The following is a 14,762-nucleotide window of genomic DNA, read 5'->3' on the forward strand; positions in this document are numbered from 1 at the left end:
AACTCGAGGTTTTACCCTGCAGGCCTTCGGATCGCAAGATCCGCCTGGCACGTGAGGGGACTATTCATGCAATCGTCAGAGAACAATCGCAGCTTCACCCAACTGATCGAGTTCGAGATCGAGCCGCATCAGCAACCTGCGCTGGTGACGGCGTTGTCCCGGCAGACCGAGCGTCTGGCGCGGGATTTCAGTGGTTTTCTGAGTGCCAGCATCCAGGCCAGCGACGACGGCCGGCGGGTGCTCAACTACCTGCAATGGCAAACCCGCGCGGCGGGAGAGGCGGCCTTTCGCAGTTTTGAAAGCGGCGAACAGGATTTCTGGCAACTGATCCGTGCCCATCAGGCGAAGACCGTGACGTTCGGCTCGTTCCAGGTGCTGCACAGCCTGGCGCTCAGCCACGACAACGCGCTGCACTGCCGCCTGGTGGGTTAAATCGACAACTGCATCACCCGCTCGCCCTGGACATTCTCCATTACCCGGCGTTTGTTCACGGCCAATTCGCCGATCTTGATCAGCCGCGTGCGCGTCACGTTCCGGCTTAGGCCCAGCAGGGCAGCGGTGTGCACCTGGTTGTAATGGCAGAAGCGATAGGCGGCGCGCAACAAGGCGTCTTCGACTTTTTCATGCAGTGCGCCGGCCTGTTCTGCGAAGAGCTTTTGAAAGGCTCGATCCAGCAGGGCTTCCGGTGAATCGTCGACACTGGAGTGATAGTCGTCCTGGCGCTCGATGCGCATGTTGGACAGGCGCAGGTCATCGCGTTCGATCACGCCGTTGCGGCAGATCAGCAACGTGTGGTGGATGACGTTTTCCAGTTCGCGGATGTTGCCCGGCCAACTGTAACTGCGCAGTTTCAGTTCGGCTTCTTTGCTGATGGTGATGCTGCCGTAGCCCAGGCGCCGGCTGTAGGCGTCGATGAAGTGGCGGGTCAGCGGCAGGATGTCACCGGGGCGCTCGCGCAAGGGGCTCAGCTCCAGGCTGACCACATCGAGGCGGTAATAAAGGTCTTCGCGAAAATGCCCGGCGTTGATGGCTTTTTCCAGTTGCACGTTGGTCGCGGCCAGCACGCGCACGTCGATCGGAATGCTTTTACGCGAACCGAGCCGCACCACTTCGCGCTCCTGCAACACGCGCAGCAGCTTGACCTGAATCGCCATCGGCAGATCACCGATTTCATCGAGGAACAACGTGCCGCCATCGGCCTCTTCGAACCAGCCGGCCTTGGCGCTCAACGCGCCGGTGAACGCGCCTTTTTCGTGGCCGAACAGCTCGGCCTCGACCAGCGATTCGGAGAAGGCGCCGCAGTTCACCGCCACGAACGGCCGGTTGCGCCGGGCGCTGAGGTTGTGGATGTGCCTCGCCACCAACTCCTTGCCGGTGCCGGTTTCACCAATGATCAGCACGCTGGCTTCACTGGGCGCGACTTGTTGCAGATGGGCGAGCAAGGCCTGGGATTTCGGGTCTTCGAACACTTGCGCGGTGGCACGGATCGAAGTCGCCAGCGCGGGCGAGGGCGGTAAGGTCAGCAGTTGCATGGGGTTAGCTCCATGAAGAGAAGGCTAGGAATAGAAAGTCGGAACGGGCAAGGCCTGGTTCAGCGCCCAGTCACCCAGCTCATGGAGTTTGTAATCCACCGGGTCGTGCAGGGTTTGCGTGCGCAGGTTGCGCCAGTGACGGTCGAGTCGCAGGGACGCGTGAGTCGAGCGCGCGCCGGTGACTTCGAACAAGCGGCTACACAGCTCCAGGCCGTTACGCGTGGCGGCGACTTTCGCGGTGGCGATGGCGGTGGCCAGATGTCCACGTTCTTCGGCGCTGAGGTTCGGGCCTTTTGCCCAAGCCTTGTCGAGCAGTTCGGCGGCGCGTTCCACCAGTAGTCGAACACCTTCGAGAGCGACCCAGAATTCGCCGTAATGGCCGAGGACATAAGGATCCTGACGCACATCCTGAACCGTGGATTTGTGCCACGGCCGGGTCTCGGTGAGCGTGTATTGCCGCGCTTCTTCAAAGGCGCCCTCGGCGATGCCGAGGAACATATGGGTGAACGTCAGTTGCGCAATCAACGGCCGCAGGCAGGCGAACGGTGTGCTCAACGGGCCCGGATCGAGCAGCAATTCCGACTCTTCGACCCGCACCCGTTCGAACGTGGCGCTGCCGCTGTCGGTCTGGCGCTGGCCCATGTTGTTCCAGTCGTTGTGCAGGGTGATGCCGCTGCGACCACTGGGAATCGCGGCGATCAACAATTTGCCGCCGGCGCTTTCATCGACGGCAGAGGCGATCAGCATTTCCGAATCGCTGGCACCGGAGCAGAAGCTTTTCTTGCCGGAAAACTCACGCCAGCCCCTCAGGTTTTTCACCACCGTGCGGGTGTCCAGCGGGTTAAGGGCGTTGCCCCAGAACCAGTTCTTGCGTGCAGTCTGCTCGAACCAGGGCTGCCATTGTTCAGGCCTGGCGAACAGGCGCACGGTGGCGAGCATCAAGTGATGGAAACCGAAGACGTGGGCGATGGAACTGTCGACCTTGGCGAACTCACGGACGATGGCCAGGGTTTCGCTCCAGCTGGCGCCGAGGCCGCCGTACTGGACCGGGATGCTCAAACCCAGCAGGCCACTGTGGCGCAGGGCATCGCGTTCAACCTTGGGCGTGCCCCCGCGCTCGTCGCGCTCGACGGCGGTCAGGGCAAACCCGGCGGCCAGTTGGCGGGCGGTCTGCAAGGGGGATAACAGGGTGCTGTGCGGCTTGGCGGTCACGCGTGAGTTCCTCATAAATTCGACACAAATCCCCTGTGGGATGGGCTTTTGTGGCGAGGGGGCAAGCCCCCTCGCCACAAAGTTGCCCATTCCCAAGGAGGAGTTGTTCGTCAGGCCGTGGCTTTGGTGGGCAGCACATCATTGGCAATCATTTCGCCAAAGGGCCCGGTCAGGTTGGTGGTGCCGCGTCCCGCCAGGCTGGCGTACGGCTCGGGCAACAACGGGAACACCAACTCGGCAAACCGATAAGCCTCTTCAAGGTGCGGATAACCGGAGAAGATGAAACTCTCGATTCCCAGGTCCGCGTACTCCTTGATCCGCGCCGCCACTTGCTGTGGATCACCGACCAACGCGGTCCCTGCACCGCCCCGCACCAGGCCGACACCGGCCCAGAGATTGGGGGCGATTTCCAGGTTGTCACGACGCCCGTCATGCAGCGCCGCCATGCGTCGCTGGCCTTCGGAGTCGAACCGCGAGAACGATTTCTGTGCAGCGGCGATGGTCTCGTCGCTGATGTGCTCGATGAGTTTGTCAGCGGCTTTCCAGGCCTCGTCGGCGGTCTCGCGCACGATCACATGCAAGCGAATCCCGAACTTCACCGTGCGACCGTTTCGCGCCGCACGCTCACGCACATCCGCGAGCTTTTGCGCCACGGCGGCCGGAGGTTCGCCCCAGGTCAGGTAGACGTCCACCTGCTCAGCGGCCAATTCATGGGCGGCTTCGGAAGATCCGCCAAAGTACAGCGGCGGGTAGGGTTTTTGCACCGGCGGGTAAAGCGCCTTGGCGTTCTGTACCTGAAGGTGTTTGCCTGCGAAATCCACCGCTTCGCCTTGCAGCACCCGGCGCCAGATCTGCAGGAATTCATCGGTGACTTCGTAGCGCTCGCTGTGATCGAGGAAGATCCCGTCGCCACGGTTTTCATCCGGGTCACCGCCCGTGACCACGTTGATCAGCAAGCGGCCATTGGACAAACGATCCAGTGTCGCAGCCATGCGCGCCGAGACTGTCGGCGAGATGATCCCCGGCCGAATCGCCACCAGATAACGCAGGCGTTCGGTCAGCGGCACCAACGCCGAAGCAATCACCCAAGAGTCCTCGCAGGAGCGCCCGGTAGGAATCAGCACGCCGTGATAGCCAAGGCTGTCCGCGGCCTGAGCCACTTGTTTCAGGTAGTTGAGCGTGACCGGGCGTGCGCCCTGGGTGGTGCCCAGGTAATGGCCGTCGCCGTGGGTGGGCAGGAACCAGAAAACATCCATGAAGAAATCCTTAAGCGATTTTCAGCAGATTTTTGGGGTGCACGCCGAACAACGGCGCGGCGCGTTCTGCAGCAAGACGAATGCGGGCCTTCAAGGGCTCACTGGTTATTTGGTAGTTGGAGAAATCGGCTTCGGTGGCATAGACGCCAATCGGCAAGGTCAGCGCCTGGAAGAAACTGAACAGCGGGCGCAATTGATGATCGAGGACCAGCGCGTGACGTTCGCTGCCACCGGTGGCAGCCAGCAGTACCGGCGTGTCGATCAGGGCGTTGAGGTCGATCAGGTCGAACAGGTGCTTGAGCAATCCCGGGTAGGAGCCGCGATACACCGGCGCGGCCACAATCAGCAGGTCGGCGTTCTCGATCGCTTGCAACTCGGCTTCAATCTCGGCGCTCAATTCTTGTCGCGAAAGTGCCGCACCGAGGGGGCGAGCGATGTCGCCGAGTTCGATCAGCCGGCTCTCGATCGGCAATTGCTCCGACAGTTCGCTCAACAGCGCCTGAGTCAGCACCAGGGTGCGAGACGGGCGCCAGGTTCCGCCCGACAGGGCAACGACTTTCAATGCACGGGACATGATCAGTTCCTTTTTCAACAGTTGCTCGGGGAGCAGTGAGTAGGTCTTGGGTTGAGCAAGAGCTGTACCAATCCTTCGGGCCCCTGTTTACGGGGCTCTGAGCATGTTTCCTGGCCGACGTTGTACTGTTTTCGGCGCTGTTTGCTGGATGACTGTTGCCTGGCAAACAGTTGTTCCGGCAACAGTTCGTGCAGCGATGGCGTTGTTATAAAGGCTGTTTTATATTCCGTAAAAGACATTAAGCAAATATTTATAGATCTTTATGGAATATATGTGGGCGGACCTGGAGAGTGTTTACCAAAGTCGATAGCCACTATTGAGAGCGTTGATTTCTGCCCGTGAAGCCGCGCGAGTAGCCTGTGTTCATTCCCCCGAACCCAGATGCAGGACGCCAAAAATGAAACCTCTAATCGCCACTTTTCTGCTGCTCGCGGTCTCTGTGCTTGCCGGTTGTGCCAGTCATGTTTCACCGGAATTGCGGCCGTACACCGCAGAAGAATCCAAGGAACTGGCGTTAGAGGATTTGAATCGTCGTGGTCTGTCCTTCGAGGAATACCACGCGAAGAAAGCGGCCTTGCTCGGTCAACCGCAAAAGTCGTTCAGCTTCGACAAACAGGGCGAGATGAACGCCGAACGTGCTGTACAGCTTCACGGTCGTCCAAGCTGATCGAAAACTGTACCGCTCGAAGTTTCACGTAACTGTCCATGGGTTTCCGGCAAGGCGTGCGATAGGGTCTTAACACCCGATTGACCCTAATGGACTGCCGCTGATGACACTTTCACTCGATCTGCTGATGGGCCTGGCCCTGTTTGCGCTCGTCACCTCGATTACTCCCGGCCCCAACAACACCATGTTGCTGGCATCGGGTGTGAACTTCGGCTTTAACCGCACCATCCCGCACATGTTGGGTGTCACCTGCGGCTTCTTTGTCCTGGTGGTCGCCGTCGGGTTCGGCCTTGGTGCCGTGTTTCAAACCTATCCTTTGCTCTACACCGTGCTGCGCTACGTCGGCGCGGCGTATTTGCTGTACCTGGCATGGAAAATCGCCCATTCAGGCCCGGTCTCCGAGAGCGAGAACGGCGAAAGCAAACCCATCACCTACCTCGGCGCAGCTGCGTTCCAATGGGTCAATCCCAAGGCGTGGATCATGGCCATCGGTGCCATTAGCACCTACACCCCGATGCAGGGATATTTCACCAATGTGATCATCATTGCGGCGGTGTTTGCCGTGATCAACCTGCCGAGCGTCGGCATCTGGGCCGGGTGCGGCACGTTGTTGCGCAATGTGTTGAAGGACCGCCGCTGGTTGCGCCTGTTCAACTGGGGCATGGCGGCGCTGTTGGTGGCTTCGCTGTATCCGTTACTTCTTGAAAGCTTTAGCTGACGCATTGCTTCAACCGGTTGCCCGATGCCTGTTAAGCTCGACTTCAGGAGCGTTCCTACGCACTTTTAAATGAAGTTGTTCTTCTTTAACGGCTTCCGATCAGGTATTTCTAACGTGCTGAAATATCGGCGCAGCTCACAAGGCTGCGCCTTGACGTTTCCGTCATGAGCTTCCTGATCCCGGAACACGCTCTGCGAGTCTTTTATGAATAAGCGTCCGTTGTATTTCGATTACGCCGCCACCACGCCGGTGGATGAGCGGGTCATCAAGGTCATGGTCGAGTGTCTGGGTTTTACCGGCAATTTCGGTAACCCTGCGTCCAGCTCCCATGCCTATGGTCAGCAAGCCCGACAGTCGGTCGAGCACGCCCGGCAGCAGGTCGCCGATCTGGTTGGCGCTACGGCGCAGCAGATTGTCTGGACCTCCGGTGCCACTGAATCCAACAACCTCGCGCTCAAGGGCGTGGCCCAGGCCCGTGGTGTCAGCGGCGGGCACATCATTACCAGCCAGATCGAACACAAGGCGATTCTCGACACGGCGAAGCAATTGCAGGACGCCGGTGTTGCGGTCACCTACCTGGTGCCTGACGCCGAAGGGTTGATCACGGCGCAAGCGGTCAGCGAAGCGATGCGTGAAGACACCTTTCTGGTGTCGCTGATGCTGGTCAACAACGAACTGGGCACGGTCAACGATATCGCCGCCATTGGTGAAGTCGTGCGTGCACGCGATGCGTTGTTTCACGTCGACGCGGCGCAAGGCGCAGGCAAAGTGGCCATTGATCTGGCGCGCCTGCCGGTGGACCTGATGTCGTTTTCCGCGCACAAGATCTACGGCCCCAAAGGCATCGGTGCGCTGTACGTCGGCCCGCGCGCGCAACAACGCTTGCAGGCACAGATTCACGGCGGTGGTCACGAAGGCGGGTTGCGTTCCGGCACCCTGGCGACTCATCAGATCGCAGCCATGGGCGCGGCCTTCGCCTTGGCCGCCGATGTCTTCGATGAAGAGAAAGCCACGATCGTGCGCTTGCGCGAACGTTTGCTTGAGCAGTTGCTGAGCCTTCCCGGCGTTCGCCTCAATGGCAGCCCGGCCCAGCGCATTCCCCATACCTTGAGCCTGACGTTCAGCGAAGGTGAATTCAATTCTGCGGCGTTGAGCCATTCAATCGCTTTTTCTGCGACGTCGGCCTGCAACTCTGCCAGCAACGCCCCATCCCACGTGCTGCTGGCCCTGGGGCATGACGCCCGCTCGGCGAGTCGCACCATCCGCTTGAGTCTCGGCCGGTTCACCACCGATCAAGATATCGACCAAGCGGTGCAACTGATCAAAGCGGCCTGCGCCAGCGCCCCGGCATTCTGGCAGTAGCGCCTTAAAGCGCCGACTCAGATCGGCACTCAACAATAAGCTGAAGTGATTAGCAGGAGACACGATGAGTACGCAGCCTTCGATCAATGGATCGGTGCCACAGCGCCTGGCGCAAACCCGCGAACTGATGAGCCGCGAAGGCATTCATGCCTTGCTGGTGCCGTCGGCCGATCCGCACCTGTCGGAATATCTGCCGGGTTACTGGCAGGGACGGCAGTGGTTATCGGGCTTCCATGGCTCGGTCGGCACACTGATCGTGACCCCGGATTTTGCCGGCGTCTGGGCCGACAGTCGTTACTGGGAGCAAGCGACCAAGGAGCTCAAGGGCAGCGGCATCGAACTGGTCAAGCTGCAGCCGGGTCAACCTGGCCCGTTGGATTGGCTGGCCGAGCAAACCCCTGAAGGCGGCGTCGTCGCGGTGGACGGTGCGGTGATGGCCGTGGCGTCGGCACGTACGCTGGGTGGCAAACTCGAAGAGCGCGGCGCCCGCCTGCGTACCGACATCGATCTGTTGAGCGAAGTCTGGAGCGACCGCCCGACGTTGCCGAATGAGCCGATCTATCAGCATTTACCGCCGCAGGCGACGGTCAGCCGTGGCGAGAAACTGGCGAAACTGCGCGAGGTGTTGAAGGATCGTGGCGCTGACTGGCATTTTGTCGCGACCCTCGATGACATCGCCTGGTTGTTCAATCTGCGCGGCGGCGACGTGTCGTTCAACCCGGTGTTCGTGTCCTTCGCCTTGATCAGTCAGGAACAGGCCACCCTGTTCGTTGCCCTGAGCAAAGTCGATGCTCAACTGCGTGCGGTGCTTGAACAAGACGGCGTGACCCTGCGCGATTACAGCGAAGTGGCTGCGGCCTTGCGCGCCGTGCCGAGCGGCGCGAGCCTGCAAGTCGATCCGGCGCGCGTCACCGCCGGTTTGCTGGACAACCTCGACAAAGGCGTAAAACTGGTTGAAGGCCTGAACCCGACCACGCTCGCCAAGTCGCAAAAAAGCCTGGCCGATGCCGAACATATTCGTCAAGCCATGGAGCAGGACGGTGCCGCCCTGTGCGAATTCTTCACTTGGCTGGACTCGGCCTTGGGTCGTGAGCGCATCACCGAACTGACCATCGACGAACACCTCACTGCCGCGCGCACTCGACGTCCGGGCTACGTGTCGCTGAGCTTCAACACCATTGCCGCGTTCAACGCCAATGGCGCGATGCCGCACTACCACGCGACCGAAGAAGAGCACGCGGTGATCGAGGGTGACGGTCTGTTGCTGATCGACTCCGGCGGTCAGTACCTGGGTGGCACCACCGACATCACGCGAATGGTGCCGGTCGGTACACCAACGGCTGAACAGAAACGCGATTGCACACGCGTGCTCAAAGGCGTGATCGCGCTGTCCCGCGCGCAATTCCCTCGGGGGATTTTGTCGCCATTGCTCGATGCCATCGCTCGCGCGCCGATCTGGGCTGAGAGTGTCGACTACGGTCACGGCACCGGCCATGGCGTCGGCTACTTCCTCAACGTTCACGAAGGTCCGCAGGTCATCGCCTATCAGGCTGCTGCTACTCCGCAGACCGCGATGCAACCGGGCATGATCACCTCCATCGAACCAGGTACTTATCGTCCGGGCCGTTGGGGCGTGCGTATCGAGAACCTGGCGCTGAACCGAGAGGCGGGTTCCAGCGAATTTGGTGAGTTCCTCAAGTTCGAAACCCTGACACTGTGCCCGATCGACACCCGTTGCCTGGAGCCGTCGCTGCTGACCCTGGAAGAGAAACAGTGGTTCAACGCTTACCACGCCGAAGTGCGCGAGCGCTTGAGCCCGTTGCTCGAGGGCGCGGCCCTTGAGTGGTTGAACACCCGTACTGCGGCTATTTGACGGGTTGGAGTTCAGGCGCTTGTTCGAGCGCCTGACTCATGTAGTCGACAAAAGCCCTGACCCTGGCGGATTGGCGACGATTCGCCGGGGACACGGCATGGATCGGCAGCGACTGTGCCGTGTAGTCTTGTAAAATCGCCTTCACTCGACCGGCCTGCAGATCCTCGCTGAACAGCCACACCGGCGACAGCGCAATGCCCAATCCCCCCAGCACCAACTCGCGAATTGCCTCGGAGTTGTTGCTTTGCGCATTGCCCCTGATACGCACTTCGTGGCGTTGGTTGCCTCTTTCGTAATTCCATAGGTTCTGACTGTTCAGCAAATTGAACTGCAGGCAATTGTGCGCGCCGAGTTCTTCCGGGCTGTGCGGCTCGCCGTGTTGCTCAAGGTAGTCAGGCGCTGCAACCGTAATCCGGTGCGTGGTACCGATGTGACGTGCGAGCAGACTACTGTCGCTCAACTCGCCGATTCGGAACGTCACGTCCAGCCCTTCACTGACCAGGTCCTGATTTTGATCGCTGAGTTGCAGGTCAATCTGAACCTGAGGGTGCGCTTTGAGAAACTCAGGGAGTCGCGGTGCAATGTGCAAGCGCCCGAAACTCACGGATGAACCGATTTTCAGGTTGCCGGCGACGGATTCGCGTCCCGATCGAAAACGCTGTTCCGCCGCGTCCACGGCAGCCAGGATTTGCCGGCATTCGTTGTAGTAGCGCTGACCTTCATCGGTCAGTGACAGTTGGCGGGTGCTGCGGCTAATCAGCTTGGCGCCCAGTCTGGTTTCCAGCGCCCTTAGTAGCTTGCTGATGGTGGGCTGGCTGGTCTGCATCTCCCGGGCAACAGCCGAGAAGCTGCCACGTTCGACGACCCGAACGAAAGTGGCCATTGCGTTAAGTGTGTCCACGGGAGTTCTCATTGATGCCATATGGGCATGATCACTATAGCGATACGGCGTCTTATCGGCATGAGTGAACGGGGTGAAGATTACTCCCACACCCACTTCTGACGGGATTTGCCGAAATGACTGACTTACTTGAAATGCGCGCTCTGATGGTGCCCTCGGCCAATGGGCCTTTACGCTTGGTTTCCCTGCCGCGGCCTGTGCCGGGGGCGGGCCAGGTGCTGGTGAGGATCAAGGCCAGCGGGGTGAATCCGCTCGATACCAAGATTCGTTCGGGGCAGGCGGCTCATGCACGGCAGCCATTGCCGGCTGTGTTGGGCATGGACCTCGCGGGGATCGTTGAGGCGATAGGAGAGGGCGTCAGTGGATGGCTGCCGGGTGATGAGGTCTATGCGATGGCGACCGGAATCGGTGGTGCGCAGGGCTCCTTGGCTGAGTTCGCGGTAGTTGATTCGCGGCTTCTGGCGCACAAGCCGAAAAATTTGAACATGCGCGAGGCGGCAGGGTTGCCTTTGGTATTGATCACGGCGTGGGAAGGGCTGGTTGATCGGGCTCGGGTTCGGGCCGGTCAGAAAGTGCTGATTCACGGTGGTGCGGGTGGTGTCGGGCACGTGGCTGCGCAAGTTGCCCGGGCTTTCGGTGCAGAAGTGTTCGCGACGGGTTCAACGGGTAACAAGGGGCTTATTGAAAGCTTTGGCGCAACGTTCATCGATTATCGTGCGTCTTCGGTGGAGGAGTATGTGGCTGAGTTCACTTCGGGGGAGGGCTTCGATGTGGTCTATGACACGGTGGGCGGCGGGGTATTGGATAATTCATTCAAGGCAGCTCGGGTTTATGAAGGGCATGTAGTGAGCTGTCTGGGCTGGGGACAACATAGCCTTGCGCCGTTGTCATTTCGTGGGGCGACTTATTCCGGGGTGTTTACGCTGTTGCCTTTGTTAACCGGTAAGGGGCTTGAGCACCATGGGCAGATTCTTCAGGACGCGACTCGGCTGATAGAGGCGGGTCAGTTGAAACCGTTGCTCGATCCTCGGCAGTTCACGCTGGAAACTGCCGAGGCTGCTCATGAGTTGATCGTTTCAGGAGGTGCGCAGGGGCGGTTGGTGGTCGAGATTTAATTCAGGGCTTCAACCACGAAGTCCAGCCGATCCTGGCCGAAGAACAACTGATTGCCGACGAACATGCTTGGCGCGCCGAATACACCGCGTTGTACGGCTTTCTCGGTATTGTCCTTGAGGACAGCTTTGACTTCCTCGTCGGCTGTCAGGGCGAGTACTTCGTTGGGGTCAAATCCGTGGTGTGTCAACACAGCTGCGACGGTGGCCGGGTCATCGAGGCTGCGGCCTTCGACCCAGAGGGCCGTGAACAGACAGTCGATAAACGCCATGAAGCGCTCGGGATGACGTAACTGAATCCCGGTCACCGCACGCATGAGCATCAGGGTATTGATGGGGAAATGTGGATTGAATTTGAGTGGCACGCCATAGCGCTTTGCATAGCGGTCGAGGTCTTGAAACATGTAGCGGCCCTTGGCCGGGATCACCGCCGGCGAAGCGTTACCGGTGGCCTTGAAGACGCCACCCAGCAGCATGGGCGTGTAAACAAGTTGGCTGCCGGTTTGCTCGCAGATTTTCGGGAGCTGGGTATAGGCCAGGTAGGTGGCCGGGCTGCCGAGGTCGAAATAGAACTCCACGGTTTTGCTCATGGTCGGTGCGCTCTGTTTATTGTTGTAGGGGAGGGCTTACCAGCGTTCGCTCCAGGGCCGTAAATCCAGTTCGAACGTCCAGGCGTCCCGTGGCTGGCTGTGCAGGTACCAATAGTTCTCGGCGATGTGCTCGGGGTTGAGAATTCCGTCTTCATCCTTGGTCGCGTACTTTTCCGGAAAGCTCTCGCGGATGAAATCGGTATCGATAGCCCCATCGACGACGACATGAGCAACGTGGATATTCATGGGGCCAAGTTCACGCGCCATGCTTTGGGCCAGGGCTCGAATTCCGTGCTTGGCACCGGCAAATGCTGCGAATCCCGCGGCACCGCGCATACCCGCGGTGGCTCCGGTGAACAGGATAGTGCCCCGTTGACGCTTGGCCATGCGCTTGGCGACTTCACGAGCGTTGAGAAAACCTGAAAAACAGGCCATTTCCCAAATCTTGAAATACTTGCGGGCCGTTTCTTCAAGAATGCTGCAGGGCACATTCGCGCCGATATTGAACACAAACGCTTCGATGGGGCCGATCTCGCTTTCGATCTGTTCGACTAGCGCGATCACCTCTTCTTCCTTGCGCGCATCACAGGCAAAACCGTAGGCGTCACCGCCGTTGGCTTTGATGGCGTCGACCAGCGGCGGAAGTTTGTCTGCGCTGCGTCGGGTGACGCAGGCGACGTAACCTTCCTGGGCAAAACGCTTGGCGATTGCGCCGCCAGTAGCATCACCCGCGCCGACAACCAGTACGACCTTCTTGTTATTCATAGGTTGATCCCTTTGCTAAACGATCGTTAACTGAACGAACGTTATGCTACGATTTGGCACGCGTCAAGACGATCAATCCTGAGGAGAGGGCAATGCGCTACTCGGCCAGTCACAAGTTGGAAACCAAAGAGAGGCTGCTGGAAAGCAGCGCGGTGTCAGCCAAGAAGTCAGGTTTTTCCACGGTCGGTGTCGACGGTTTGATGAAGGCGATCGGCCTGAGCGGCGGGGCTTTCTACAGTCATTTTTCGTCGAAAGACGAACTGTTCGCTTCAATCGTCGAGCGTGAGCTGTGCCAAAGCCTGGAGCGATTAAGCGCCGATCAGGGGCGCGAAAAGCTTGAGCGGTGCCTCAAGCATTACTTGAGCATGGCGCATGTCGAGCATCCAGAATCCGGCTGCGCATTACCCGCGTTGGGTGCAGAGATCGCTCGTTCGGATGTGCTGGTTCGCCAGCAGGCGGAGCGCTGGATTTGTCAGCTACAGGAGAGTTGGGCGCGCATCCTGGAGAGCGACAGCCTGGCTTGGGCCATTTTGTCGCAATGCATCGGTGCTTTGGTGGTCGCGCGGATGCTGGCGACGCCAGACATCCAGCGGAATGTATTGAAGTCCAGCTACGATGAGATTGGCCGCCAGATTGCCGGGCGGCATCAATCTACTTGCAAATGACGATCATGCTGCGGCTGGTGTAGCCGGCGGGATTGAGGCCGAACGGATAATCGCCTGGTTCTTCCACCGCGTCCCCCGACTTGGCGATGACCTTGTACCCCTTGGGTGCGCACGAGTTGGCGGCGCTGGTGTAGCACTTGTCCCACGAGGATGAGAGCCCTGAACAGTTGATATGCAGCCCTTTCTTGCCATGCTTGACTGATGTTTTCGAGGTCGCCGCGCAGCCCGCAACTGCAAGTACGGCGATCAATATCAAAATTCGTTTCATTGCTGTCCTTATAGCGTTCCCGGATCTTGCGCCCGGGTCTGGCTGCATTCGCTTTCGCTGAAGCGTTCTGATGTCCCTATCCTGAAAAAATCCATGTCTGGCGCTGGGTTACGGGCCTAAACATGGCCTAATTGAGCGGTAATTACCAGACCCGCGTCAAATCCTGTATCAATCTGCCGCAACCGCTGGCTTGGCACTGCTGCCCATGGTCATGGTCGCACCCACGGAAGCCAGAATGATGCACAAGATAGCCATCCACTGTGACAGTGAGAGGTACTCTTGGAGGAACAGCAGGCCTGACAACGCGCCAATCGCCGGTTCGATGCTCATCAATGTGCCGAATGTACGGGCGGGCATTCGGGTGAGCGCGACCATCTCCAGCGTGTAGGGCAGGGCGGTGGACAGAATGGCTACACCAATGGCCACGGGGATCAGCGACGGAGTCAGCAGCGCGGCGCCGGCGTGGACGATGCCGATAGGGGCCACGAACAATGCCGCAATCATCACGCCCAATGCGGCGGTCTGCACACCGTTGTCGGCGCCGGCCTTTTGCCCGAAAAGAATGTACAGCGCCCAGCAGACACCCGCGCCCAACGCATAGCCGGCACCTTCAAGGTCAATCCCGGCACTTGTCGCGCCTGTAGGTATCAAGAGCAGCAAGCCGATAGCCGCGAGTGCTATCCATAAAAAGTCGATCGCACGCCGCGAAGCGTAGATCGCCACTGCCAGAGGCCCGGTGAATTCCAGGGCTACGGCAATGCCCAGGGGGACGGTGCGTAACGACATATAGAAGAGGAAGTTCATGCCGCCCAGCGCCATGCCATAGATGATGACGGTGCGCAGGGATTTTGCGGTGAGCTTGGCCCGCCATGGCCGCAGCATGAGCAGCATGATCACACTGGCGAACATCAGACGCAGGGTGGTGGTTCCTTGAGCGCCAATTACCGGGAACATGCTTTTGGCCAGGGACGCTCCGGACTGGATCGAGGCCATGGCTATTATTAGCAGGCCTACCGAAAACAAGGTCGAGGCAAGGCTGCGAGGCTGATCATTCATTGCGTGGCATCGTCCGAAAATGGAAGCGAGAGTGTTGATGTAGTGCGGTTGGGCAATATAGTGCGCATTCGTGGCGGGCGCGTCTATATATAGCAGTGATTTTGGATTGATCGATAGAAAAACCAAATCAGCGCTTGACGGCAGATTCTGGATGTCTATAATTCGCCCCACTTCCGGCGCAGTCGAAACGGAAAACTCCTTGGTAAACAAA

16 protein-coding genes are annotated in these 14,762 nt (G+C 59.4%); 7 read left to right on the forward strand and 9 right to left on the reverse strand.

The genetic code is table 11. From position 1 onward, the window contains the following. Window positions 1-66: 66 nt before the first annotated feature. A complete protein-coding gene (locus tag AC07N8_RS22355) occupies window positions 67-432 on the forward strand; it encodes an antibiotic biosynthesis monooxygenase (protein ID WP_483841203.1) in 366 nt (121 codons plus the stop codon). Here AC07N8_RS22355 and AC07N8_RS22360 read toward each other — a convergent pair. From AC07N8_RS22360 to msuE, 4 genes are all read right to left on the reverse strand, one after another. After that, window positions 429-1,532, reverse strand: coding sequence for a sigma-54 interaction domain-containing protein (locus AC07N8_RS22360; protein WP_493145878.1), 1,104 nt, complete (start codon window positions 1,530-1,532; stop codon window positions 429-431). The two genes, AC07N8_RS22355 and AC07N8_RS22360, sit on opposite strands and share 4 nt — an antisense overlap. 24 nt (window positions 1,533-1,556) lie before the next feature. Further along, window positions 1,557-2,759: an acyl-CoA dehydrogenase family protein gene (locus tag AC07N8_RS22365; RefSeq protein ID WP_483841201.1), complete on the reverse strand. Its 1,203-nt coding sequence runs from the start codon at window positions 2,757-2,759 to the stop codon at window positions 1,557-1,559. A 95-nt stretch (window positions 2,760-2,854) separates the two neighbouring features. Further along, the gene (gene ssuD / locus AC07N8_RS22370; protein ID WP_483841200.1) at window positions 2,855-4,000 is read right to left on the reverse strand and encodes an FMNH2-dependent alkanesulfonate monooxygenase; all 1,146 of its coding nucleotides are present in this window, start codon (window positions 3,998-4,000) and stop codon (window positions 2,855-2,857) included. A gap of 10 nt (window positions 4,001-4,010) precedes the next feature. After that, complete coding sequence (gene msuE, locus AC07N8_RS22375) at window positions 4,011-4,574, reverse strand: FMN reductase (RefSeq protein WP_483841199.1); 564 nt, start codon at window positions 4,572-4,574, stop codon at window positions 4,011-4,013. A gap of 397 nt (window positions 4,575-4,971) precedes the next feature. On the opposite strand from msuE, the gene AC07N8_RS22380 reads away from it, so the two are divergent. From AC07N8_RS22380 to AC07N8_RS22395, 4 genes are all read left to right on the forward strand, one after another. Next, entirely contained in the window at window positions 4,972-5,241 is a 270-nt protein-coding gene (locus AC07N8_RS22380) for a hypothetical protein (RefSeq protein ID WP_027925793.1), read from the forward strand. 103 nt (window positions 5,242-5,344) lie between these two features. Next, a complete protein-coding gene (locus AC07N8_RS22385) occupies window positions 5,345-5,959 on the forward strand; it encodes a LysE family translocator (RefSeq protein WP_483841198.1) in 615 nt (204 codons plus the stop codon). Between the two features lie 204 nt (window positions 5,960-6,163). Further along, a complete protein-coding gene (locus AC07N8_RS22390; protein WP_493145879.1) occupies window positions 6,164-7,321 on the forward strand; it encodes an aminotransferase class V-fold PLP-dependent enzyme in 1,158 nt (385 codons plus the stop codon). Between the two features lie 64 nt (window positions 7,322-7,385). Next, window positions 7,386-9,194, forward strand: coding sequence for an aminopeptidase P family protein (locus AC07N8_RS22395; protein ID WP_483841196.1), 1,809 nt, complete (start codon window positions 7,386-7,388; stop codon window positions 9,192-9,194). Here AC07N8_RS22395 and AC07N8_RS22400 read toward each other — a convergent pair. Next, entirely contained in the window at window positions 9,187-10,107 is a 921-nt protein-coding gene (locus AC07N8_RS22400; RefSeq protein ID WP_493145880.1) for a LysR family transcriptional regulator, read from the reverse strand. The genes AC07N8_RS22395 and AC07N8_RS22400 overlap by 8 nt on opposite strands. 104 nt (window positions 10,108-10,211) lie before the next feature. On the opposite strand from AC07N8_RS22400, the gene AC07N8_RS22405 reads away from it, so the two are divergent. After that, window positions 10,212-11,210 carry a zinc-dependent alcohol dehydrogenase family protein gene (locus AC07N8_RS22405; RefSeq protein ID WP_493145881.1) on the forward strand — a complete coding sequence of 333 codons (999 nt, stop codon included), beginning with the start codon at window positions 10,212-10,214 and terminating at the stop codon, window positions 11,208-11,210. On the opposite strand, the gene AC07N8_RS22410 is transcribed toward AC07N8_RS22405, so the two are convergent. Continuing rightward, complete coding sequence (locus AC07N8_RS22410; protein ID WP_493145882.1) at window positions 11,207-11,797, reverse strand: 2-hydroxychromene-2-carboxylate isomerase; 591 nt, start codon at window positions 11,795-11,797, stop codon at window positions 11,207-11,209. The genes AC07N8_RS22405 and AC07N8_RS22410 overlap by 4 nt on opposite strands. Before the next feature lie 36 nt (window positions 11,798-11,833). Continuing rightward, the gene (locus AC07N8_RS22415) at window positions 11,834-12,562 is read right to left on the reverse strand and encodes an SDR family oxidoreductase (protein WP_493145883.1); all 729 of its coding nucleotides are present in this window, start codon (window positions 12,560-12,562) and stop codon (window positions 11,834-11,836) included. A 92-nt stretch (window positions 12,563-12,654) separates the two neighbouring features. Between AC07N8_RS22415 and AC07N8_RS22420 the strand changes: the two genes are divergently transcribed. Then, on the forward strand, window positions 12,655-13,227 hold the full coding sequence (locus AC07N8_RS22420; RefSeq protein ID WP_483841192.1) for a TetR/AcrR family transcriptional regulator: 573 nt from the start codon (window positions 12,655-12,657) through the stop codon (window positions 13,225-13,227). On the opposite strand, the gene AC07N8_RS22425 is transcribed toward AC07N8_RS22420, so the two are convergent. Next, window positions 13,214-13,495, reverse strand: a complete 282-nt coding sequence (locus AC07N8_RS22425; protein ID WP_027925802.1) for a hypothetical protein — start codon at window positions 13,493-13,495, stop codon at window positions 13,214-13,216. The two genes, AC07N8_RS22420 and AC07N8_RS22425, sit on opposite strands and share 14 nt — an antisense overlap. A 168-nt stretch (window positions 13,496-13,663) precedes the next feature. Next, window positions 13,664-14,551, reverse strand: a complete 888-nt coding sequence (gene rhtA, locus AC07N8_RS22430; RefSeq protein WP_483841191.1) for a threonine/homoserine exporter RhtA — start codon at window positions 14,549-14,551, stop codon at window positions 13,664-13,666. Between the last annotated feature and the right edge of the window lie 211 nt (window positions 14,552-14,762).

The organism is Pseudomonas sp. GW821-FHT10C09, assembly GCF_059415465.1.